General features: G+C 41.3%; 16 protein-coding genes and 2 pseudogenes. 13 read left to right on the forward strand and 5 right to left on the reverse strand.

Annotated features, from left to right (window positions below; genetic code table 11):
• Window positions 1–17: 17 nt before the first annotated feature.
• The 3 genes and pseudogenes from AB6E51_RS19525 to tssH all read right to left on the reverse strand — a co-directional run.
• Window positions 18–182: pseudogene (locus tag AB6E51_RS19525) on the reverse strand (helix-turn-helix domain-containing protein); the annotation flags it as partial.
• A gap of 83 nt (window positions 183–265) precedes the next feature.
• Window positions 266–1,646: pseudogene (locus AB6E51_RS19530) on the reverse strand (sigma 54-interacting transcriptional regulator); the annotation flags it as partial.
• Entirely contained in the window at window positions 1,633–4,326 is a 2,694-nt protein-coding gene (tssH, locus tag AB6E51_RS19535) for a type VI secretion system ATPase TssH (protein ID WP_372058377.1), read from the reverse strand. The gene tssH and the pseudogene AB6E51_RS19530, both read right to left, overlap by 14 nt.
• Window positions 4,327–4,780: 454 nt before the next feature.
• Between tssH and AB6E51_RS19540 the strand changes: the two genes are divergently transcribed.
• The 13 genes from AB6E51_RS19540 to tssG all read left to right on the forward strand — a co-directional run bounded on the left by AB6E51_RS19540 (window position 4,781) and on the right by tssG (window position 20,669).
• A complete protein-coding gene (locus AB6E51_RS19540) occupies window positions 4,781–5,299 on the forward strand; it encodes an Hcp family type VI secretion system effector (RefSeq protein WP_012600867.1) in 519 nt (172 codons plus the stop codon).
• A gap of 74 nt (window positions 5,300–5,373) precedes the next feature.
• Window positions 5,374–7,452 (forward strand): type VI secretion system tip protein TssI/VgrG, encoded by a 2,079-nt coding sequence (tssI, locus tag AB6E51_RS19545; RefSeq protein ID WP_371725152.1) that lies wholly within the window; start codon window positions 5,374–5,376, stop codon window positions 7,450–7,452.
• On the forward strand, window positions 7,452–7,937 hold the full coding sequence (locus AB6E51_RS19550) for a hypothetical protein (RefSeq protein ID WP_372058375.1): 486 nt from the start codon (window positions 7,452–7,454) through the stop codon (window positions 7,935–7,937). The genes tssI and AB6E51_RS19550 overlap by 1 nt, the downstream gene beginning before the upstream one ends.
• Window positions 7,938–7,962: 25 nt before the next feature.
• On the forward strand, window positions 7,963–9,282 hold the full coding sequence (locus AB6E51_RS19555) for a hypothetical protein (protein WP_372058374.1): 1,320 nt from the start codon (window positions 7,963–7,965) through the stop codon (window positions 9,280–9,282).
• Complete coding sequence (locus tag AB6E51_RS19560; RefSeq protein WP_372058373.1) at window positions 9,263–10,255, forward strand: DUF2169 domain-containing protein; 993 nt, start codon at window positions 9,263–9,265, stop codon at window positions 10,253–10,255. The genes AB6E51_RS19555 and AB6E51_RS19560 overlap by 20 nt, the downstream gene beginning before the upstream one ends.
• Window positions 10,248–11,201 (forward strand): hypothetical protein, encoded by a 954-nt coding sequence (locus tag AB6E51_RS19565; protein ID WP_102361670.1) that lies wholly within the window; start codon window positions 10,248–10,250, stop codon window positions 11,199–11,201. The genes AB6E51_RS19560 and AB6E51_RS19565 overlap by 8 nt, the downstream gene beginning before the upstream one ends.
• Window positions 11,202–11,868: 667 nt before the next feature.
• Window positions 11,869–13,860 carry a serine/threonine protein kinase gene (locus AB6E51_RS19570; protein ID WP_371722020.1) on the forward strand — a complete coding sequence of 664 codons (1,992 nt, stop codon included), beginning with the start codon at window positions 11,869–11,871 and terminating at the stop codon, window positions 13,858–13,860.
• A 1-nt stretch (window position 13,861) separates the two neighbouring features.
• Entirely contained in the window at window positions 13,862–15,436 is a 1,575-nt protein-coding gene (gene tssA / locus AB6E51_RS19575) for a type VI secretion system protein TssA (protein ID WP_029235906.1), read from the forward strand.
• Window positions 15,437–15,453: 17 nt separating this feature from the next.
• Window positions 15,454–15,960, forward strand: a complete 507-nt coding sequence (gene tssB / locus AB6E51_RS19580) for a type VI secretion system contractile sheath small subunit (RefSeq protein WP_017064520.1) — start codon at window positions 15,454–15,456, stop codon at window positions 15,958–15,960.
• A gap of 8 nt (window positions 15,961–15,968) precedes the next feature.
• Window positions 15,969–17,444, forward strand: coding sequence for a type VI secretion system contractile sheath large subunit (gene tssC / locus AB6E51_RS19585; protein WP_017067544.1), 1,476 nt, complete (start codon window positions 15,969–15,971; stop codon window positions 17,442–17,444).
• Between the two features lie 60 nt (window positions 17,445–17,504).
• Window positions 17,505–17,915 (forward strand): type VI secretion system baseplate subunit TssE, encoded by a 411-nt coding sequence (tssE, locus tag AB6E51_RS19590; protein ID WP_017064522.1) that lies wholly within the window; start codon window positions 17,505–17,507, stop codon window positions 17,913–17,915.
• A gap of 10 nt (window positions 17,916–17,925) precedes the next feature.
• Window positions 17,926–19,674, forward strand: a complete 1,749-nt coding sequence (gene tssF / locus AB6E51_RS19595; RefSeq protein ID WP_017064523.1) for a type VI secretion system baseplate subunit TssF — start codon at window positions 17,926–17,928, stop codon at window positions 19,672–19,674.
• Window positions 19,671–20,669 (forward strand): type VI secretion system baseplate subunit TssG, encoded by a 999-nt coding sequence (tssG, locus tag AB6E51_RS19600; protein ID WP_029235222.1) that lies wholly within the window; start codon window positions 19,671–19,673, stop codon window positions 20,667–20,669. The genes tssF and tssG overlap by 4 nt, the downstream gene beginning before the upstream one ends.
• Before the next feature lie 29 nt (window positions 20,670–20,698).
• Here the strand turns inward: tssG and AB6E51_RS19605 are convergent, their stop codons facing one another.
• Window positions 20,699–21,151: an Lrp/AsnC family transcriptional regulator gene (locus AB6E51_RS19605; RefSeq protein WP_017062578.1), complete on the reverse strand. Its 453-nt coding sequence runs from the start codon at window positions 21,149–21,151 to the stop codon at window positions 20,699–20,701.
• Window positions 21,152–21,223: 72 nt separating this feature from the next.
• Window positions 21,224–24,616, reverse strand: coding sequence for a type VI secretion system membrane subunit TssM (gene tssM, locus AB6E51_RS19610; protein WP_372058371.1), 3,393 nt, complete (start codon window positions 24,614–24,616; stop codon window positions 21,224–21,226).
• Between the last annotated feature and the right edge of the window lie 53 nt (window positions 24,617–24,669).

Raw genomic sequence — 24,669 nt, forward strand, 5'->3', positions numbered from 1 at the left:
ATTGCTTTCTTTTTGGCTCAGCCCGCCGCAGAAATATCGTATTTCTTCATCTTGTGATTGAGCGTACTTAATGGAAGCGACAGTTGCTCTGCCGCTCGTTTCGTGTGCCAATTACAAGAGTTTAAGCAGTCAATAATTACGGTACGTTCGTATTGGCTGACGACCTCTTTTAGGCCAACTGCGACATCGTCATCTCCTAGAGGTTCAGGTTCAAACGTGGGCTGTATTGCCGATGTAACTGGAGCAACGACTTGATGGTGTTCTACCTCTTCAGGGATCTGTTCACCAAACTCAATCTGAGTAATGGTTTCGAAATCGGAAAGCAGAACCGAGCGTTCGATGATGTTTTTAAGCTCACGCACGTTACCCGGGTAAGGGTAAGCGAGCAGTTGGTTTCTCACATTAGCACTCAAGCCTGGTGATTGAGGCAAGCCTAACATCGTCGTGGTGTGCTGAACAAAGTGCTCAGCAAGTGGGATAATGTCCGCTTGTCTGGATCTCAGTGGTGGTAAAGTGATAGGGAAAACATTCAAGCGATAGAATAAATCGGCCCTAAAGCCACCGTCTTTAATCTGCTGCATTAAATTACAGTGTGTCGCTGCAATGACTCTGACATCCACTTCAATTTCTTTGCTGGCACCAACAGGACGAACTTTACGTTCTTGCAGCACACGCAGTAGTTTAGCTTGAAGTAGCATTGGCATATCGCCAATTTCATCTAGGAACAGGGTGCCACCGTTTGCTGCTTCAAATAAGCCAACTTTGTCCTTGTCTGCACCGGTAAATGCCCCTTTTCTGTGTCCGAAAAGTTCGGATTCCAGAAGTTGTTCAGGAATTGCGGCGCAGTTCTGAACGATTAATGCTTGATCTGAACGATTCGAGTTTTCGTGAATGTATTTTGCAATGACTTCTTTACCCGCACCTGTCTCGCCTCTTAGTAAGACGTCGACAGGCAGAGAGAGCACCTTATCAAGTCGGCTCAATACATTGACCATCTCTTCACTTTCAGCGATCGGACCTTGATAGGTTTTCTTTGTCCGCTTTTTTAGCTGAGTATTTTCACGGACCAATGCTTGGTTATCGGCGCTTAAACTCTTAATCACTTGTCCATATTGCTCTAACCAAATGGCATGGCGAATATTACTTGCCGCCATTCGGCAAAACTCGGTAAGTGCGGTTTCGTTATCGATAACGCTTAAATCGAGCAAAACCAATAATCCAATGGTTTTGCCTTCATCATCAATCAATGGCCAAGCAAGTAAGTTGTTGCTTTTTAGACCTAACGTTTGCTCGGTTTGATAGATGCCTTCGCAGTCATAACCATTATAAGTGTATAGCTCATTGATCAAGACAACTTCGCCGTTACGTACGGCGAAGTTGAATGGGTCGGCTTCACTTACTGTGTCTAACTGCAGTGGTTCCCAAGGATGTGAGGCAATGACTTTTTCATGGTGGTGTGCAGTGCTCGGAATCAAGGCTTGACCGGTTTGGTCAAGCACGTAAATGATGCCATGTTTCGCGAAAGTCATTTGCCTTGCTGCTGTGAGAACGGCATCCAAAGTTTGAGCTAACTGGCTGCGATCAGCCAGAGATTGGCTGATCGCAAGTAGGGCGTTACTAAGCTCACTATGGTTAGCTGAACGCATAGGTTAGAGTTCCTTGCTCGTCAACAGAAACGTCAATTTGAGTATGTGAATCATCCTTGTCATTCACCAGTAGTTGAGTCGAAAGCTGCGGCAATAGTTGACGGTTAATAACGGCATCAATATTTCGAGCTCCCGTCTCTGCAAGGCGGCAGTTGCCTAATACGAATTCTACTAAGTTATCACCATAGCAAAGTGCCAGTTTGTGGTGGCTTTGCAGGCGCTCAGACACTTTCTTCAGTTTATGATGGATGATATCAGTCATTGCTGCGTCTGAAAGTGGAAGGAATGGCAACACGGACATACGAGCCAACAAGGCTGGCTTGAAGTGTTGATTCAACGTTGGGCGAATGGCTTCAGCGACGATATTGGCATCAATGTCTTTCGCTTGGTGAACCAAAGACTCAATCTCATGTGTCGCGAGGTTACTCGTCATGATGATGAGCGTATTTTTGAAGTCGATGGTACGACCTTCGCCATCATTCAGTGTGCCTTTGTCGAAAACTTGATAGAACAGGTTGAGTACTTCTGGGTCTGCTTTTTCAACTTCATCTAAAAGAACAACAGAGTAAGGGCGCTGACGTACTGCTTCGGTTAGCATACCGCCTTCGCCAAAACCAACATAGCCAGGAGGAGAACCAATAAGGCGAGACACAGTGTGTTTCTCTTGGAACTCAGACATGTTGATGGTCGTCATGAAACGTTCACCACCAAACATTTGATCGGCGATAGCGCGAGCTGTTTCTGTTTTACCTACACCACTTGGGCCAACCAATAAGAAAACGCCCGTTGGTGCATCTGGGTTGCCCAATCCTGCTTTTGCGGTTTGAATACCTTCAGCAAGCGCATCAATGGCAAACTCTTGACCTTTAATGTTTTGAATTAGATTTTGCTTCAAGTTTAAGGTCGCTTGCGACTCATCTTGAAGCATCTTACCCATAGGAATGCCTGTCCAATCAGAAATAACATGACTAATCTCGTCTGGACCTACTTCATAGTGAACGAGCGGATTGGTACCGCGCACGTTATCTAAACGTTCGTTACAAGATTGAATAGCTTCGCGAGTCTGCTCTTCAGAATATTCATGACAATTTGGTTTGTCACTTGTTAGTGCGTCATCATCTTGAAGCGTATTGTCAGCTATAGGAGCGCTGTCTTCTTCAGTCGAAGGAGTAGTAAGGCCATAAAGATGACTACGCAGTTCTATGATCTCTTGAATAAGAGATTGCTCTTTTTTCCATTGAACCTGAAGGGTAGCTTGTTCTTCTGTGGCCTTTTCAATCTTCTCTTTTAGCTCAGGAATTAAAGCGGCACTGTGTTTGTCACCAGTTTGCTGAAGTTGGTCACGTTCTAGAGCTTCGAGCTCGCGATTCGCAGCGGCAATTTCTTGATGTAATGTTTCAACAGGTGCCGGTGTTGCATTAAGGCTAATATTGACGCGAGCACAAGCCGTATCTAACACGTCGATTGCTTTATCTGGCAGTTGACGTCCAGTGATGTAACGATCAGCTAAGTTTGCTGCGGCAGTGATTGCGTCGTCACGTACGTATACGTTATGTGACTTTTCATAGGCTGGTCTTAAGCCTCGGATGATCAATGCTGCTTGAGTAGCCGACGGCTCATCAAGTTTTACCAGTTGGAAACGGCGCGCCAGAGCTGGATCTTTTTCGAAATATTTTTTGTATTCAGACCATGTGGTGGCAGCAATTGTTTTTACTTCACCACGTGCTAGAGCGGGTTTAAGTAGGTTGGCAGCATCGCTGCCTCCAGCTTGATTGCCTCCCCCAACTAGCGTGTGAGCTTCATCTATAAATAAAATGATTGGAGTCGGTGAATTCTTCACTTCATCTAGTACTGCGTTAAGGCGTTTTTCAAACTCTCCCTTAACACTTGCCCCCGCTTGAAGTAAGCCCATGTCTAGGCCGTATAGTTCAACACCTTTGAGGCAGTCTGGCACATCTCCTTCGGTAATTTTTAATGCAAGACCCTCTACCACCGCTGTTTTACCAACTCCCGGCTCACCTACGGCGATTGGGTTATTTTTTCTGCGTCGCGCCAATATGTCGATTATTTGTCTGATTTCTTGATCACGGCAGAATACTGGGTCGATCTCGCCCTTTCTTGCTTTGCCGGTAAAGTCGGTGGTGAATTTACTTAATGCCGAACCATCTTCACGTGCGTCGGTTTTTTCTGATGTCGTTGCTAAAGATTCTAGAGAGTTTGTTGTGAGTTCAGAAAAGTTACGCTTTAAGGTATCTGGGTTTACACCGTCTAAGATTGAAGCGTAGCCGTGCTGACCATAGCGTAGTGGGTTACTCACGAGTGTAAGAAGTAGGGCGCCAGAGCGAATCTGAGTTTCGGATAGATCTAAAGATGAGACCAACCAACTTTCTTGAAGCCATTCGATTAAAAGCGAAGAAAAAACGGGCTTGCTGCCGTTGCCTGTTGTGTTGGTATCTAAAGTCGAACGAATGGATTGCCTTAAAATGGTCTCTGAGCAATCGAAATGACTTAATAAGATATCAAAATCACTATTTGGCCTTTCTAATAAGCTTAATAGATAGTGTTCAATTTGCACTTCATTGGCTTTTTCCGATACGGCTAATGCAGCGGCATCCTCTAAAGCGACTTTTACAATAGGGTGCAGACGTTGTATTAAAGAGGAAAGGTTTATATTTATCATTTTAGTTCTATTAGTTATGTATATGGGATGCAGCAATTATACTAAAATTGATAACTGGTTTTTTATTCGGTGATGAATTTACTATTGTTTATTGGTTACTTTTATTGTTTGTTTTGGCTTTTTATCTGACTAATATTTAAAATCCTGTTAAAAATAATAAATAGTCTAGGTGTTATGATTTAATTACTAGTTTTTTTGACTTTATTTCTAATCTTCGAGATGGTTATTTTGCCTTTGTGTTTTAAATTCAATTTATTAGTATCCACGTTCAATAAATCGTTTTTATAAACAACAAATTGTTGTTAAATATAATGTTTATAACGGGTGATTTTTTGTAACTGACTGTATTAATTGGTTTTATAAAGTTGGCATGATGTTTGTATTAGCTTAGTCAGTCGCGGTGATAAGCGATTTGGTGAATTAATGAATTATAAATTTTAAAAAGGAAATATCGATGCCAACTCCAGCATATATGTCTATCAATGGTGAAACTCAAGGTCACATTACTAAAGATACTTACTCTGCAGATTCTGTAGGTAACACTTGGCAAGAAGCTCACGTTGATGAGTTCCTAGTTCAAGAACTTGATCACGTACTAACAGTTCCACGTGACCCACAAAGTGGCCAACCAACAGGTCAACGTGTTCACCGCCCTGTAGTAGTAACTAAAGTACAAGACCGTTGTTCACCTCTGTTATTCAACGCATTAGTGTCTGGCGAAAAGCTTCCTGAGTGTGTAATCCGTTTTTACCGTACTTCAGTACAAGGTAAGCAAGAGCACTACTACTCAATCAAGTTAATTGATGCACTACTTGTAGATATTCAAACTCGTATGAATCACTGTCAAGACGCTGCAACTTCAGATCGTGTAACTGAAGAAGTACTTAAGCTGACTTACCGTGCAATCGAAGTAACTCACGAGAACTGTGGTACTGCTGGTAACGATGACTGGCGTGCTCCACGCGAAGCTTAATCGCTTTTCGTGAAAAACAAAGGGTCAACAACTGCTGTTGGCCCTATTTCTATTATTAGTATCAGGTAAAAGATATGGTGAATGACGTAGAATTTAAGTTTGAACTGCAAGGCTCTGAGCATGATTTTCGTGTGGAGAGCTTTCAGGTAATCGAAGAGCTTTCAAAGCCTTTTCAAATCAGCCTATCATTACTTTCACTTGATCCTGATATCTCATTTGATGCACTTATCCGTAAACCAGGTAGCTTGACTCTATATGGCCAAGGTGTCAGTTCAGCGAGATGCTTTCACGGCGTAGTTAATGAAGTTCGTTACCTTGGATCGGGTAGGAGATTCTCCCGTTACCAACTGACTCTTGTTCCGCAAGCTTGGTTTTTGAGCCAAAGACAAGACTGCCGAATATTTCAACAAAAATCAGCGTCGGCGATCATCTCTGAAGTTTTAGATGATGCGTCAGTAACTGATTATCGATTAGAGCTGTCAGGCGTATATCCTTCAAAAGAATACGTGCTCCAATATCGAGAGACAGACCTAGAGTTTGTTCAACGAATTTTGGCTGAGCATGGTATGTGGTACTACTTTGAGCATACAGAAGCTAACCACACAATGGTTATTGTCGACAGTAATGATGCAATAGCTGAGTTATTGAGCTCACCACTTAACGGGTCTTATTTGGGTCCTATTGTTTATCATGCTGATGGTGGTGGTGTTGCAGATCGCGAGCATATCTCTGATCTTGAACTTGTGAATCGAGTGAAAACCGGCCACGTTACTTACACTGACTATAACTACGAGTTTCCGAAGATCCCTCAGGAAATGAGCAGCTCCGGCGAACTCGATTTAGACCTTAAATTGTTCGATTTCCCAGGGCGTTACGTTGATCCAATGATGGGTCAAGTAAGATCAAATGAATGGATGTCTGAATATGTTGTTGATAATCAGCAAGTGGAGGCGACCAGTAATGTCATGAGGCTGGCGTCTGGATACAGTTTTAGTATCAGTGAGCATCCACGTTCAGCAATCAACCGTGATTATCTCATGTTATCGGTAATGCATAGTGGCCATGACCCTCAGGTTCATGAAGATGAAACTAATGGTCTGCCAACTACATATCACAATCAGTTTGCGTGCATTCCTAGGAATGTTGAGTTTAGAGCTCCAAAACTTGAGGCTCCTTTGGTTGAAGGTACACAAACAGCGGTCGTTGTGGGGCCTGCAGGCGAAGAAATCTATACTGATAAGCTTGGACGAATCAAAGTTCAGTTCCATTGGGACCGTTATGGCGAGAGCGATGAGCATTCGAGTTGTTGGATTCGAGTTAGCCAATCAATGGCTGCACCGACTTGGGGGGCGGTATACCTACCTCGCATCGGCCATGAAGTGGTTGTTACCTTCCTAGAGGGAGACCCTGATAGGCCTTTAGTTACTGGCGCAGTTTATAACGGACTTCATTATCCTCCATATTCGTTACCAGAGAACAAAACGCGGACAACTTTTAGAACGCAAACGCATAAAGGGACAGGCTATAACGAGTTGAGCTTTGAAGATGAAGCTAACCAAGAAGAAGTCTACATTCATGCGCAAAAGGACATGTCGACTAAGGTTTTGAATAACCGCTATCGCGATATAGGTCAAGATGAGTTTTTAAAGGTTGCACGCCATCAGACAAATGATGTTCACGGTGATCACAAAGAGACCATTGACGGACACAAGACCACCCAAGTTAACAGTACGTTTACTGAAACTGTCGAACAAGATGTATCCGTTACTTACAATGCCAATGAGACTCAATATGTTAAGAATAACTCTGATCTAGAAATTGGAGACAATCAAATTACCAAGATTGGTAAGAATGATGACTTGGATGTGGGCGAAAATAGCAACTTAACGGTAGGTGCTTCAAAAAGTTCTGACATTGGAGCTGATGATAACCAAACGGTTGGTGGCAACTTAACGGTTTCTGTTAAAGGAAATACTTCATACAAAGCCGATGGTGCGACCCAGATCATAAGCGGTGACAAGATAGTACTGAAAACGGGTGGGTCTTCATTAGTGATGAATAGTGATGGTTCTATCAAGTTGTCCGGTTCTTCAATAACCATTGAAGGAAGCGATAAAGTTGTAGTCAAAGGTGGAAACGTAGCGATCAATTAATGATGGAAAAACAAACCCAAATTATCCAAACCATCACCGAACAGCAAGCCGAATCAACGGCTTGCTTTTCGCGTTTTGGAACAATTGTATCGATTAACGAATCTAAAAGTGGTGTTCGTGTCGATTTCGAAGGTAACCCTTTACAGCAACCAATAAATGCGAGGTTGGGGCGGGGGTTCAAATTAGCCGAGTTACAACTTGCTGTTGATAACAACCTTTCATGTCGTATCGAATTTTTAAATAACGATTTTAATCTCCCTTTAGTCACAGATATCTTTTTCTCCATTCTGGATGATTCTGATGAATTTGTACTGAGAGCAAAGAAAATGGTTATTGAAACGGAACAAGAGTTAATTGTGAGAAGTGGCGAAACAGAGACTCGTTACAGCGGCCGTGATGGCCGAATTACCACCAAAGCCAAATATGTGACTTCCCAAGCAGAGAAGGCTCAAAAAATTCAAGGCGGCACCATCGCGATCAATTGATCGTGTTACTAGATTGGATTCACGGATGCGTCAAAAAATAGGTATTGATCAACTAAACCAGCCGATTACTAATGAAGATTTGGAACTCGCCATCACTAATGCGGAAAGTACGCTCGCTTTATTGGACGAGCTTCCTATCAAGTGGCTGGATATGTGTAATGAAAAGCTGTCACTGGCTTCGGAGACACTCGGTTTCTTGTTAAAGCAACGCTTACAAGTACATAAAAGGGGATACCCAAGCGTTAAACTGGAGTATTTAGCGCTGGCTGAGCGTCAGATTGAAGACCTAAAAAATGTTTATTGGTCTTTCTATCGATTGGCTCCGGGATTGATTCATCAATTAAAGCAGAGCGAACCAACCATTTATGCTTGGCTCATGTTGAATTCTGAGATTGGACAAGAGCAAGAAAACCTACTTTGTGGTTTATCGATACTTGATGATTTGGATTACCAAACCGCAAAATTGCTAGTTGTTCAGTCATCATTATCAGGTATCGACTCTGTGGTAATCGAAATGGTTGAAGGTGGTTGTAAACTGCCCGTGCTTTACTTGGAGTGCCTACAGTTACGCCAAACTGTCACAGTTGGTCTGCTAAAACGTTGGCTTAAAGACAAGCGGTTTTCTGAGCATAAAACACATTTATTTTTATCGTTACAAAACGATGCAGAAAGCGTTGTCTGGTTAGCTGAAAACTCAAATGGCAGTCAGAACCTGTTTGAGCGATTACTTACGAAAGAGGATAGAGGGACATGGTTTCGTCAGGAATTTGGTACCTCAATCGATAGTGTATCTGATCCCGAAGTGGTCACTTTTGCCAAACTTTTGGAGCTCAAAGAGTTTGAGAGCTTTAATCTGAGTAGTGTACAGGCTCCGTTCGATTTTGTATTACACGGTCTGAATGAACATGTTCCGAAAATAGTTGAATTAGTATCAAGCCTTGACGAGTTCGAAGGTGAGGATTGGATCCAAGCGCTTTACATTGTCTATGGGAAACGTTTACCAGTGACACCAAAAAATTTGGGGATAGACTTTGAGTGGCACGAAATACTCGAAAAGCTAAAAGAATGGGTCGAAATTGGCGCCTACAGACAAGCGTCACCGGGTCGATTGGGACAAACTTTGACTCTAGAAACCAGTATCCAAGCCATGTTCGATACTCAAGTCAGTGCTGCTTTTAGGGTTTGGATTTGGCGTCAGGTTTGCCTCCATACTCGCTCATACATCCCTTGGGATATGGCTATGCCAGTTCATCAACAAGAGTGGAATATCACGCGACTAACCCAGAATTCAACAGCCTCAGAAAGGTTTAATCTAAGGAATAATAATGCAGTTGTGGGATATTGAGAACCATCCAGAACTTTCAATCAAAGGCCGTTTTCAACGGGATCATAATGGCAATGAGGTGTGGATTGTCGTTGGAAAACGTTCATGGCAACTCGTAGGTTCTGTTTGGAAGGAGCAAGAAGAGGCAGAGATCTATGACGATCCTGTCTACCTGGGTGAAGCAGGGCTTTCCGCGATGAAAGCTGACCAAGAGTTCTCAGTTGTTAAAACCAACACAGATGTACTGATTTTCGGTAAGGCCCGAAGCTACGCGAAAAAGGCAGTTACGTACCATGAGTGTCGGCTTTTGATTGATGGCCATATCGACAAAACCATATCGGTACTTGGTGATAGGCAATGGATTGAGCACGGAGGTAGCGTAACGCTAAGTAAACCACTCCCATTTGTGGAAAAAGAGATGGACTTCTCCTGTGCTATCGGAGGCGATTTAAGAAACCGGCTCGGCGGAGGTATTGCTGATACTAAAGGGGAACTATTGAAACAGAAGGTTCCTTCGGTTTTTTATCCTACGGAAGATTGGAGTGCGACACCCAAGAATACACGGGTTGCTGGATTTGGCCCGTTAGCCCCATTTTTCGGGGCTCGTCAGCGATACGCTGGCACTTTTGATGACGATTGGCTAGAGAATAGGAAACCTCTTTATCCCGTAGACTTTGACCAGCGTTTTTATCAGAGTGCGCCACTAGACCAACAATGCAAAGGCTTCATATCTGGCGGTGAACGATTGATGATGAGTGGCTTTTGCCATAATGATGCACTCTCTTTCCGTTTCCCCAAAGAGATGTATGTAGCAGAAGCTCAATTTAAAAATGCCAACTATCAAGTAGATATGCCTATTTCTACGGTTTTCATTGATACAGAGGCTCGCATACTTTCAATCAGTTACAGCGCTGCCTTTCCATGTCAAGGCGAGGAGCATCTTTTAGTGTCAACGAAGATCCATAAAAAACAGGAGTTGTCGGATAATGAATAACAATTCAGCACGATTCGTTATTGGTATGGAAGCCATGACACCAACGGGCATGAATCTTGATATTGCCACAACAGTTGCCAAAGCGGATTTGGGAAGGTTCGATCAGCAAGTGGCCGGTGATGGGATAGAAAGATTCACGTACGCTAGTATTGAATACATTTCCAGTACATCATTGTTTGACAAGTGTTCGGTGCTTATTGAGAGCTTGATCGACTCTCTTTTAAAGCAGTTACCTACATCATTAAAGCCTATTCCGTTACTCGTCAATGTACCGGGCTCTATTTCTGCTGTGGAGATGAGTCAGTGGTTAAGTGAATGTAAGCATTGTGATTCAATATCACGTTATGAAGTGGTTCAACAAAGTGGACCATCATACTTGACCACATCATTGGCTAAGTTGAACCAATTCGATGCAATAATGAGTATCTCAGTAGATTCACTTGTTGATGATCTCAGTGACTTAATCGAAGCTGGAGATGTCATGAGTTCAACTAATCCATGGGGCATAATACCGAGTGAGGGCGGGGCGGGTTTACTGTTATGTCGGAATAACTTGGTGCAAACGTTAAAGCTTAAACCCAAAGCAAAGTTAGGTTATTTCGAAGTAGAACCTGCAAATACAACGCGAAGGTCAGTAATGAAGCTCGTCAGGAATGCGAGTCGCAATATCAAGAGTTTTGGGCCTGTATTCTCTGATATGACTAATCTGAGGTCTCATACTGAAGATTATGGGTTCGCGTTAGGTGCACGCGCCGAATGTTTTGATAACCCACAGCAGCCCACTTTAATTAATGATTTATGGGGTACATTGGGTAGTTGTTCTGCATTGGCATTAATGGCCTGCACTATCCAAGAGGTAACGCATAATAGCCCTGTAACCCTGTTAATGTTTGATGTTAAAGGAGAAAGGGCGTTGCTCCAACTCACTTGTATGAAACAGACCTGACTGCATAGCCGTGATACGAAACGCTTATATTATAATCATTATCACACGACAATTATCTGAAAGGCGATTCAGTAGACAAAGTTAGTCTTAGCGTTTATTTAGATCCACCTTATTCATCAAGCCGCTTTAGTTGCTGCACCGCTCTATTTCTAAATTTGTAACACCTTGATGAAACTGATGTGTATTTTTATCATCGTAATTAAGTATAGCGTTGTACATTCCAATGACGAACTCAAGCTTAGGAGCGGGGCTTGATGGTTTTATGATAAGTGAGCAGTATTTTAGTGCTTTACCATACTCACTTGATATCGAACTATTCCTAATTCCTATTTGGTGAATCCACTTCCCAAACACCTATTCCAATTATAGAGATAATCAATATTATTTCTGAACATTACTCAGATAAACGAACAATTCGTTTTTATTAGAATGAACTAAAAATGTGACTCAGTTAACAATGTATGTTTAGTTCGTTATTTACGTGGATAAGTACCCTAATTTTTAGCCAAAAATAGTTAGTTAAAGCGTTTGTCGTAATGTTCGGTTGTTTAGTAATAATAACTGAATTAATAGTCTTACCGATGGTTTTAAATACTGCTATTGAAAAGGGTATTGGACAGTAATTATTATCTAGCATTAATTTATTTCGTTTGATAAAGAGTTTAGCGTGCCAGAAAAGCAAGGGACAGCCAAAGGTTATCTAGATAAGTTGGTTGTGAAAGCGATCGAAAAGAAAAATCAGCAAGCTCAGAATATGGCTAATAAAAATAAGCCCAAGCTAGAGTATGTGATTTTCTCCCAATTTGACGTGTTAGATACATTACCTTCAAAAAATGGCAAAACGACTGTTTATCACCTGGCCAAGAAAGGGAACCCTGAAAAACAGGTTTGCTGTAAGGTTCTAAATGAAGGTTCATCTGAACTTGCGAATGAATTAATCATTAATGAAGCCAGTCGTCTTGAGATGTCTCAACATCCGAGTGTTGCTGATTTCATTAAAATAGGCAAAGAGTTCGATCGACCATACTTTATGTATCAGTGGATTCAGGGCGAATCTTTGGCTGAAAAAATGGCTCGTCATACTCCTAAAGGTTTTAGGCATGACCATATTGCGTGGCTGATATATCAATTGTCTGGTGCGCTTGAGTTTATGCACACGAGAGGTGTCTGCCATTTAGATATTAAACCTTCAAACATTATTGTTACAGAGTCCGATTATGTAAAGTTGATCGACTTTGGTGCTGCTCGTTATGTTGGTGAATCTAATACTTACGCTGAAGCAAGCATGAGCTATGCGTCTCCTGCGTTTATAAAGTCTGGCGTGGCTCAACCTCAAGATGACGTCTATTCATTGGCGTTATTAACTGGGCATCTATTTCTTGGAGCTGCATTTGGCGATGCTTGGACAACTCAATTACAAGCAAAAAAACGACCAGGTTTAATCCCTAACCATGTATGGAAGTTAATTAAAGATGTTGTCAACAACCCTCGACAGCACAGGTATACAGCGACTTCGTTTGCGCAGCAACTAGCCAAGATCGATACCCAAAAATTTGGTGCTGATGTAAGTGCTCCCTTATTTAGTAGTTTACGGAATGCTGATCTCGTTCTAACCAAACATCGAACTATTGACAGAATTCAAAGTGGTCGGCTTCGATACTTAGAAGCGAGTTTGGTTCTGTGTGTCGTGATTATCACTGGTACATATTTATATAACCAAGGTCAGCCTGAATGGAAATCGATTGTTAAATCGACCAACAGTTCGAGTAGCCTTGTGAGCACTATTAAACCTGCACAAACCGCGTCTTTTTTAGCACAGTCTCCATGGGATATTGAATTCGCGTTACAAGATATGGAAAAAGATGTCGTCTCGACAGCTCCTTACCGAGAAGCTTATGAAGTCCAACAGAGCAAATTAGCTAAGTTGTATAAAAACTATGAATCGGACTTGAATGAATATGAAGGGGCGGTCGATCTACTTCCTAAAACTCTGATGTCGATCCGGCATGATCTCGTTGTTTTGCGAGAAAAACTGAACAGTGACGGCTCTCTATTTCCTTATGCAGATAAAGCGCTGACGGAAACGATGGCAAGTCTGAATAAGGCGACCATCAATTCACAAAATATTGCCGCCTTTGGTGGGAATCAAGAACAGCGTTTAGTCGAACTCATCTTAGATGGGAAATCAGATGTTGCAGACAGTGATATTGAAACTGCTTGGAAAGTAAACCAGTCAAGAGCCTATTTTTATAGTCATGTATTACCACGCAAAGTGCTCAGCGGAATAGATGCCTCGATAGAGAAAAATGCAAAGCAGCATTATTACACCAAAGCAATTCTTGAGGCAGAAGCTGCGCAATCATTTTTTGGTAACACGCCAAAATTGAAAGCTAAAGTAAGAGCTCTAAAAGTAGCAAGAAGCGAATTTATTTTGTTCAGTACTGTAACTGAACAATCAGTATTTGGTCGACAGAAACTTCACGACTCGTTAGCTGATCTAGAGACTAATGCCCCTAAGAAATTCAGCGAAATAACGGAAATTCTTAATAGCATGGCAAGTGATTCTATAGACAAAAGTCATCAACTATCTAAACCAGCGCGAGGTGCTATAGCAATCGAGCGAGCAATTAGAAATTACAATTCTGAAAGCAGAGGTTAACTTGAGTCTGATCGATACTGAAACGCTATTAGCACCAATATCTGAACACTCACCAACTGGTGAGGATGCTAGGTACGAGTTTTGCTATGAAATGATGGAAGCCGAAGTGAAAAAATTTGGTTCATTATTTGGTGAGACTGTTGACTGGCATATAGTAAAAGTCCATTCGATTGAAGTGCTAAGTCAGCATAGTAAGGATCTTAAAGCGCTTTGTTATCTGATCCGTTCTTTGGTAGAGGACAAAGGCGAGATAGGGCTTGAGGAAGGATTATCTTTGCTCAATGACTCAATCAGTCGTTTTGGTCATGAGTTATACCCTAAACGTAAAAGAGGTAGAGATGGGGCTGTTGAGTGGCTCAATCATCAATTCAAACTCGTCGCGACTAAATTGTCTGCAGAATCCCTTGACTGGGAAGTTCTATCTCGATGTATCACACTAACTGAAGGTATCCAGCGTCAGTTTGACGAGATATTTCAAGACTCTGATGTAGACTTTTTCGAATTAAAAAGTCATTTGAATCAACTAATGCAGAACGCATCTTTAAATGAAGAAACGTTGGTTGAACACAGTTTGGCTGATTCCGAACCGCTCATTGATGTTGTTGCACTGTCCGAGAAAGCGATCGTTCCACAAAGCCACGAAGCTGACAGTCCGAAGACGCACACCACGCCTAATCAGAAACGAAGTAAACCTCGAGAGCACAGCACTGTAGACGTTGACACAGATTTTTCATCTCCGGCTGCATCAAAGCGTACGTTAAAAAAAGTGTCTGAGATCATGGTGCATTCAAATCCGACTGAACCTTTAGGATATCGGATTTACCGTCACCTGACATGGGCCGACGTTGATGGTTTACCTGATCACAAAGACAATCTAACGCCTCTTAGCCTCGCTGTGTCATCAGACCAGCAGGCGGAATATCGAGATAAAGCAAATCAAGAAAGTGATATCGATACGATCAAGCGTTTAGAGCGAACACTTACTGATGCGCCATTTTGGCTGACTGGGCATTATTTCGTTTATTCAATGTTAGACAATCTTGGGTATGACGAAGCTGCGTTGGCTGTAAAGCAAGAAACAAAGAGATTTGTCGATTCTTTTGAGGGAATTGAGAACCTCTCTTTCAAAAATTCTATTCCATTTGCGGATGAAGCAACGATTACTTGGTTGTCTACAGGTAACGCTTGTCCTTCGGGTAAGTCGTCAATAATTCAAACTATTGTTGTAGCTGAAGATGATCTATCTGAGATGGAGGATATTGCCCTAGGTGACTTGGGTAAATATGTGGCTGAACTGTCAAACAAACTCGAGTTGGATAACTCCGGTCGTGGACAATTCATGTTGCACTTAAAGTTAGTGAAAGCCTACCAAAGTGTTGGTTTATACCCTTTGTGCTTGCCTTACTTGGAACAAAGTTGGGCGGTGGCTAAGGAACTAAATCTATCAATTTGGGAACCCCATTTGTTTTTTTCTTTAGAAAATCTAATTCAAAAAACTCTAAAGGAACTATATCGAACTAAGGATTTTTTACCTGTGAGATATAGCGAATGGGAAACAATTTATGACCAGCAATAAACTAGAAAGGACTAATTATGTCACGTGATGGCTCGGTGGCTCCGAAAGAGCGAATTAATATACGTTATGTTCCAGCAACAGGCGATGCGTCTGATGATGTTGAACTGCCCCTAAGTATGATGGTTGTCGGTGACTTCACTGCTCGTGCAGATGAAACTCCGATCGAAGAGCGTAATCCGATTAATATCGATAAAGATAACTTTAACGAAGTATTAGAAGGTTACGCACCGAATATCAAAGCAAATGTTGAAAACCGTCTTTCTGATGAAGAAGGTGCGCAAATTGGCGTTGATATTACATTCAAAAATATGAAGGACTTTACTCCAGAGTCGATTGCGAAGAGCGTTCCTGAGCTGAATGGTTTACTAGAACTTCGTGAAGCCTTGGTTGCATTGAAAGGCCCTCTAGGGAATGTACCTGCTTTCCGTAAGAAGATTGCAGCAGTTCTTCAAGATGAAGAAGCAAGAAAGAAACTTTTGGATGAACTAAGCATTGGTGCAGACCAAGGCGAAAAAGCAGAGTAAGGAAGATCATGTCGGCAGAAGCACAAGCACCAGAACAAGAAGCAGCTCTAGTTGAGTCAGGCTCTCTTCTGGATAGCATTTTAAATGAGACTCGCATTAAACCTAGTGATGAGGGTTTTGACGTTGCAAAGCGTGGCGTTGAAGCATTCATTGGTGAGTTATTAAGCAGCTCAACAGTAGAAAAAGTAGACCAGTCTTTAGTTGATTTGATGATCTCTGAGATTGATCAAAAGTTGTCTAAACAGGTTGATGCAATTCTTCACAACGAAGAAGTTCAAGCGATTGAATCAACATGGCGTGGTCTTAAATATCTTGTTGATCACACGGACTTCCGTGAAAACATTCAAATCGAACTTATTTCGGCTAAGAAAGACGAAGTTCTGGATGATTTTGAAGATGCTCCTGAAGTAGTGAAATCAGGTTTATATAAGCAGATTTATACTCGTGAATACGGTCAATTTGGTGGTAAGCCTGTAGGTGCCGTTATTTGTGATTACCAACTATCTGCGTCTTCGCCTGATATTAAACTAATGGAATATATGGGTAATGTAGGTGCTATGTCTCATGCACCATTTATTACTTCTGCATCTTCTCAATTCTTTGGTTTAGATTCTTATGAAGAATTACCAAACTTAAAAGACTTAAAGTCGGTATTTGAAGGTCCTCAGTATACTAAGTGGCGCGGATTCCGTGAGCACGAAGACGCACGTTATGTTGGGCTGTGTACATCACGTTTTATGCTGCGTACGCCATACTCAGTTGAAGACAACCCAATTAAGGCGTTTGACTACGATGAAATGGTTACGGACAGCCATGACAATTACCTTTGGGGTAACTCAGCTTATGCTATGGCTTCAAAGATCAGTGAGTCGTTTGCAAAATATCGCTGGTGTCCAAACATTATTGGCCCGCAAAGTGGTGGTGCGGTAACCGATTTACCGGTTTATAACTTTGAAGCGATGGGTCAGATCGAAACTAAGATCCCAACCGAAATTCTGGTTTCTGACCGCCGTGAGTATGAACTTGCAGAAGAAGGCTTTATGGCTTTAACAATGCGTAAAGGTTCTGATAACGCAGCGTTCTTCTCGGCAAACTCAGTTCAAAAACCAAAAGTGTTTGCGAATACACCTGAAGGCAAGCAAGCTGAGATGAACTACAAGTTGGGTACTCAGCTACCTTACATGTTCATTATTAACCGCTTAGCTCATTACATTAAAGTACTTCAACGTGAGCAAATTGGTTCTTGGAAAGAGCGTACCGATTTGGAAGTTGAGCTAAATAAATGGATCCGTCAATACGTATCTGACCAAGAGAACCCGCCAGCAGAAGTTCGTGGTCGTCGACCGTTACGAGCGGCTAAAGTCGAAGTGTCTGACGTTGAGGGTGACCCAGGTTGGTATAAAGTATCGATGTCTGTTCGTCCTCACTTCAAGTACATGGGCGCGAGCTTTGACTTATCTTTGGTTGGTAAGCTAGACCAATAATAAGTTTGGAAATAAATAAGCGGCCAGGTTTACTGGCTGCTTTTTTTCTTAGAGTGTTATATGGAAAAAGGTTACCGATTATTAGAACGAATTGAACTTGGTGAGCCGAAAAATTGTTATGAAAAAGTGGTTTCACATAGGCATTTAATTGAATCCATTCATCTGCACCTTGCTGATTTGCTTAATACTCATGCGGGTAATTCAATGATCGATCGGGAATATGGCTTACCTGATTTCAATGATGTTCTATCGAACAACACCAATTTAGTTCGTCACATCCAAAAGAACATCACTTCCACAATAGAAAGCTTCGAACCTCGGCTACGAAGTGTTGAAGTACATTACCGAGAAAATCACAACAACCCTCTTCAATTAGGCTTTGGCATATGCGGAGAAGTCTTACACAACGGTGGAAAAGTTCCGATGTCTATCGATGTCTATATGGGAACTGACGGCCAATTTAACGTTTAGTAGGTGCCCATTGAGTAACAGTAAATACTTTCAAGATGAACTCACATATCTACGAGAATCCGGCAGCGAATTTGCCAAGTACAATCCAAAACTGACCAACTTTTTGTCTGAAGGAACATTCGATCCTGATGTAGAACGTCTTCTTGAAGGTTTTGCGTTTCTTACTGGCCGTATTAGAGAAAAGATTGATGATGAACTCCCAGAGCTCACTCAGTCGTTAATGACGCTGTTGTGGCCACATTACATGCGCTCGATTCCTTCGTTATGCATTAGCGAACTAACGCCACACTCGGGAAGTGTCACTGAAAAAACAGTGGTAAAGCGCGGGGCTGAGATGGCTAGTGAACAAGTGGAAGGTACGCAATGTTTATTCAGAACCTGCTATGACGTAGAGCTTTTCCCCTTAAAAATCACAAGCATTGACCAAAGCAACAGTCGAACAAGCTCATCTGTTGATGTGACACTTGCGACTGAACATGGGCTAGAGTTATCTCGTATCGGGTTAGATAAATTAAGGTTTCATTTACATGGTGAGATCCATATAACTAGAATTCTTTTCTTATGGATATTTAGATACTTAGACTACGTCGAGTTAGACGTGGGCGGTGGGTATAAACGTAAACTTGGACCTGAATTTGTTAAACCGGTTGGGTACCAAGACGACGAAGCGATACTGCCATATAGCGACAATTCATTTGCAGGTTATCGTTTGTTGCAAGAATATTTTTCTTTACCAGACAAATTTATGTTTTTTGATATTACGGGTCTCGATTGGCTAAAAGGGATACCACAAAGAAGTACCGTGAACCTTAAATTCCATTTTAAGAGAGCATTACCTGCCGAAGTTGTCCTGAAAGATAAGCACTTAAGGTTACATTGCACGCCAGCTGTGAACCTATTCGAAAAAGATGGTGATCCAATTCGGCTTGAACATCGCCGAAATGAGTATAAAGTTCGGCCACAGAGTGACAACCAGGATCACTACGAAGTTTATTCAATAAACCAAGTAGAAAGTTGGAGCAAAAATGAAAGGCGACGAAAATCTCTTATTGAATTTGAGTCCTTTGAACACCAAATAAATCAAAGAGATAAACGTGATTTCTACAAGTCAAAAGTTTCAGAGCGAGTGAGTGGAAGAGGGCTTGAGCGTTATATATCTTTTCATACCCACAATGGGGATATTGCAGACCTAGGAACCGAAACGGTTTTGATGAAGTTATTGTGCAGTAATGCAGATTTGTCTGAAAGATTGTCTGTAGGAGACATCATATATACCACACATAAATCTCCAACTTACGCCACGTTTAGTAATATTACTAAACCTACGCAATCTGTTAGCCCGCAAGTGAATGGCGAACTCCAATGGCAACTGATTGCTAATATGTCATTGAATTATCTATCGCTCTCTAATATTGATGTACTCAAGGTTTTACTGTCTACATATGACTTCCATTCTAGAGTGGATAGGCAGGCTCATAGGGCTTCGTTGCACAGGCTTGACGGCATTATCTCATCAGAAATGAAACCTATCGATAGAGTGTTTAGAGGGGTATCCGTTCGTGGTAATCAATTTAAGCTTAAGATGAACTCTAGTTTTTTTGTCAATGAAGGGGACATGTTTTTGATGGCAAATGTATTGAATGAGTTCATACGCTTATATTCAAGTGTTAACTCATTTACAGAGTTAGAAGTCTACGATGAACGCAGTGGCGAAAGCTACCAATGGGCAAGTTTAACTGGACAGCAAACAATCTTATGATTGATGAATTATCAGAAAAAATAAACGAATTTAGCTTTTTTCAAGCAGTTTTGTTGTTAGAGAAGCACTACCAACTATTACCGGGCAGTGATTTTGTAGCGGTTGGTGAAAACAAATATTTTTATCAAGAGAGAATTGCGTTTAGTGTCTCACCAAACCTCTGTTTCCCCAAAAGTGATATGGAATTCATCAGTCATATGGAAAGGTCTGGTGAGCACTATTCGAGAATTGAAACTAACTTTTTAGGATTACACGGTTCAAGTTCACCTTTGCCCGCGAACTATACAGAAAAATTAGTAGGTAGAGATGATGATGATAATCCAGTTAGAGACTTCTTTGATTTCTTTCATAATAGATATACCAGTTTAATCTATCGTGTTTGGAAAAAGTACCGTTATCATGTTCAGTATCAAAGCGATGCAACAGATGACTTTTCTGGGCGTATGCTGCACCTAGCAGGGTTGTCTAATGTTATTCAAGAGTCTGATACGATCGGGCTTGATCGTGCAAAGATTTTGTCTTACGTCAATCAGCTATCTACCAGGACACGCTCTCCGAAACTGATTTCTGGCATTGTTGCGCACTATTTTTCATTACCAAGTGTTCGAATCGAAGAGTGGGTCTTTCGAAGAGTAAAAATTGCCGAATGCCAAAGGAATCAATTAAATAGAACGAATTGTATTTTGGGTTCAAATTTACATTTAGGTAAGAGCATCCCAGATCTAAACGGTAAGTTTAATCTTTGTATTGATAACATTGATTTCGAGACGTTCCGAAAGTTCTCCTATGGAGGAGATTTCCATAAAACTTTAGTGGGGTTGATGCGTTTTATTCTTCGTGACCCCATGTCTTGGGATTTAAAGCTAACCGTTGATTTAGACTCAGTTCCAAAGAACCAACTCGGTCAAGGTGATGGGACGAGTTTGGGGCAAACTTTTTGGTTGGGTCAAGCAGGTACGAAAGATGCGAAGATTAGAGTAATTGGAGGCATTTAAAAAAGCCGCTCATAAGAGCGGCTTTATTTTTAACGACTGATTGGCTGGTGTAGCACTACTGTTGTATTGAGAGAGCGAATGCCATTGAAAGACTCTATCTCATTACATAAATGGTGTATTGATTGCAGATCAGGAGCTTCAATCAAAGAAATAATGTCGTAGGTACCCCCAACAATGCTTGTAAGTCTGACTTCAGGTAGTTCTTTTAATGCATTACTTACATCATTTTTCTTACCTTTTTCACAAGAAATTAGCAAATAACTTGCCGCTTTTCTCCCGTCATTTTCTACTCTTATTTGTGCCGTATACCCTTTGATAATACCGGTTTTTTCAAGTCTGTTGATGCGTTCAGCGACTGCTGTTCGCGACAAGCCGATGTTGCGAGAAAGATTAGCAATCGATTCTCGCCCATTGGAGAGTAGATTCGAAAGAATTTTACGATCTAGTTTGTCTAAGCCTTGTAAACTAATGTTGGACATCATGTGTTCTGCCTTTTCTGAATTATTATTGTATTTGTATTTGTATTTGTATTTGTATTTGTATTTGTATTTTTACTATATGGCTTCGGGTAGAGTGAAGTTATACAGCTCCGCTAACGTAAACGGGTTTTTCTGAGTCAAAGGAGTGATTCGCAAGCTCAGATCTCTGCCTGATACTTTTATATCACTCACGAAGCTACCGTTATGGGTATTTGTTAACGTTGAGTCACCAAATAACCGATAGATAGCCCATTGACCATTCTTGCTCAGTACATGTTGTTTACCTTCGTCTGTTACATCTTGAATTGTTATACTGATATTGAAATCTCCATTTTGAGGAGGCCACTCAAGTTCGCGAATTCTGCTGGGACCATGGTAATAGTTGATATTTGAGTCCGCTATTTTTAAGCTTGCTCTGATCGCACTAGAATCAAGATCAAGTACCTTCGCACTAAATGGAAGGTACAAACGGTTTGTACTCTTGTTGATTAGTGTATCTCTGATGACATTGTAATTTCGTAACTGAACAAGCAGTTCTGGTGAGAGAGGCATAATTTCACCTTCTACTTGTTTTGGCGTCCATAGGTTTGTGTCATAAAAAGGAGCGAAATTTCTATCGATAAATGCATCAAGCAAGCCTCCCGATGCGAAAAGCAGCTCAAAGTCTTCGATCGAAATTTCTTCTGTTGCACTTAGATCAAAAGGGTACCTTCCTAAACCTAACTCTTTGAACTTAGAATAGATTTCACTATACCAAAGAGTCTGTATTCCTTTTGATGATTCAGAAATCATCACGGACCAGCTCTGGTTAACTACGTCTAAAAGCCAACTTCTTACTGGCTCAGGAGATTTTTGTGCAATTTGTTTTAAACGAATCAGAGGATCGGCATCCGTACTACTCATCCGGTGTTGTGCTGCAGACAACGCTGCCATTTGAGGGGCCGGTGCGTCTGCTATATCTTTCATATACGTACGAACTCTGCTCAGTGCAGTTATCGTTTCATCCCATGGTGTAGGGGAGTTAGGGGTTTCGTTAATTTGTAATTGATTCAAGATGTGGAAAGCTTGTTCAACTCTTTTCATCAACAAGTAGTCAGGTTGAACAAGTTCTTCAACGAGTTCTGGTGCTGCATTTACGGCACCAGCAAGTTTAGGGTTAACCTGGGCCATTAATGCATTCTGTTGTCCAACCGGGGAAAACTGAGTGTTTGTATAAACTTGTTTTAGAACGGTTGTCATAGGAGAAGAGGGACCAGAGATCAGATCAATGGCGTTAGTAATCTCCCCTATATTGTTATAACGCTTTACTTTTAGTTCGCTTAAAGCATTTCGCCAATAACTGATGTAGTCATCCGTATATTTTTTTCTTACTTGCTTCTTGAATGTCTCTTGTTCTTTGTCTGTTGGGATTACGTGGTTTGACAAACCCAATACCCAGTTGTCGGTGATGACTTGTTGCGACATTAAATCGACGCGAGGGCGGTAAAACGTACTGAAGCCTGTAGATGTGTAAACTTTATCGATTTCTAATCGTTGAGGATCCAAGTTGTCGTTGAAGACATTATTAAAGTCGAAACCGACTGCTCGCTGTAAATTCAAAGTGCCTAAATCAATGTCACCTGCTTGTTGTAACAAGCTGGTGTACACAAGATCTACATTTGAACTAGAGAGTAGAGAACGTCTTGTCGCACGCACCATATTCATGTTGATCGATACAGGTTCAAAATCAGTGCGGAAATATGCGTCCAAATATTTCATCACTGTCGTGATCGTGTCTGGTTGATCACTGAGTTTTTGGAGCGTTGACATCGTTTGCTGACGTAGAAATTTTATCTCGCGTTTTGTAGGATCATTCAACATTAAGTAACCTTTTAGTAAAGGCAGTGCATTATTAACGTTGTCTTGATTTTGTGTTAGTTGCAAACGATAACCTTGCTCAATTACTGGCATTAAGTGGTTTCTAATTTGCATTATGAGGGCGTTATAAGCGATTTTCGTACTTTCATCGAGACGACTTACATTCATATTCACAAGTTCATTATCTAGCGCTTGTGAGCCACTAAGCCATGCTTGATAAGATGGTTGTACAGTTTGGATCGCACTTGAAAGAGAACTTTCAAAAGAATTGCCTTTTGGGTAAGACGATTGTGAATCATCTATACCAATAAGCTGACTAATCACTCTCAGGTTGTCATCTAAAGTCGTTGAAAACAGGTAAGCACCACTACCTAGTAAAATAATGGAAGCTGCAACGGCTAGACGGCTCTGCCTCTGGATCATCCTAAGGTAAGTCTTGTTTTCACCTGCGAAATCAGATTCAGGCAGGATCTGAGAGTCCATTAAGAAACGCGTAAAATAGGGCGTTTCTGTTAACTGAGTATGTTCCGACGCAATGATAGGCAAGTTAAAGTAGTTGCTGCAACTCTTAGCTAATAGGTTGTATTTTCTACCACCTTGGATATTCGATATAAAAAACACTTCACGGATATCAAGAGAGTAAGACCCAGTATTGAGTTCTGAAAGTCGTTCTATCACAGAAGCAATTTCAGACTGACACAATTCGAATTGTTTAGGGAATGCTAATATGGCTTGCTTCTCGTTAACTTCATTAGAGTGAGACGACGAATCTAACGCATTGCTCTCCATTACTTTTACTAAATTACGGAAGCTATCATGGTAGTACTCAACAAATACACCTTTAGCTTCCTTTAATGGAATTGATAGAAATTCAACCGAGGTCTTTAAAGAACTAAAGTGTATGTATTCCTTAAATCCTTCTAGCTTGTCGAGCTTAGACATCATTAAATATAAAGGGATCGCTGAAGCTGTTTTTTCACTTACTGATTCTAATCGATGGTTAAGCGCGGTTAACGTGTAATCGATTTGTTCGGTTTCAGAGACAATTAGAAATTCAAAATCGATAAAAAACAAGCAACCAGAAAATGGCTTTCTAGGCTTGTGTTTAATGACCTCATCTACAAATGTGTTCCACAGAGCGCTATCGTTACTTGATACTTCTTGAAACAATAGGCGTTGATCCGGTTTGATATACACGGCGGAGTCTGACTCATACCATTCGAAAAAATCATTCTTTGCAGTACGAGTCTGATCCATTGGCTTGATTGCACTGGAGTTAAGTAGAAACTGAGTTCGACCCGCGTATTTATTGCCAATCATTAAATAGATTGGCTTTTTATTGGAACCAGAAAGAAGCGGACGGATGACCATGGCTAATGCTTCTTCTTCTGTTTCCAGCTTTAGGGCTTTAGTGTTGTTTTTCTTTTTTAGCCACAACGTTACCTGAAACAACGAATAGAAAATTGTTATAGCACCTAAAGCAATCCATAGGTAAAACTTGTCTGTTATATCTAGCCAAAGGATATAGATTGCAGCGATCGTAGCAGCAAGAAAGAGGAAAATGGCCGTTGATATAACAACAGGGTTCCTCATTAGTTTGTGTTTTAACATAAGCCTATTTCGTTGTTTTGAGTTTGTTGTAATACCGAGTCTTAAGACGGTTT

It is taken from the genome of Vibrio sp. 10N.247.311.47 (assembly GCF_041467535.1).
Taxonomy (GTDB): domain Bacteria; phylum Pseudomonadota; class Gammaproteobacteria; order Enterobacterales; family Vibrionaceae; genus Vibrio; species Vibrio crassostreae_C.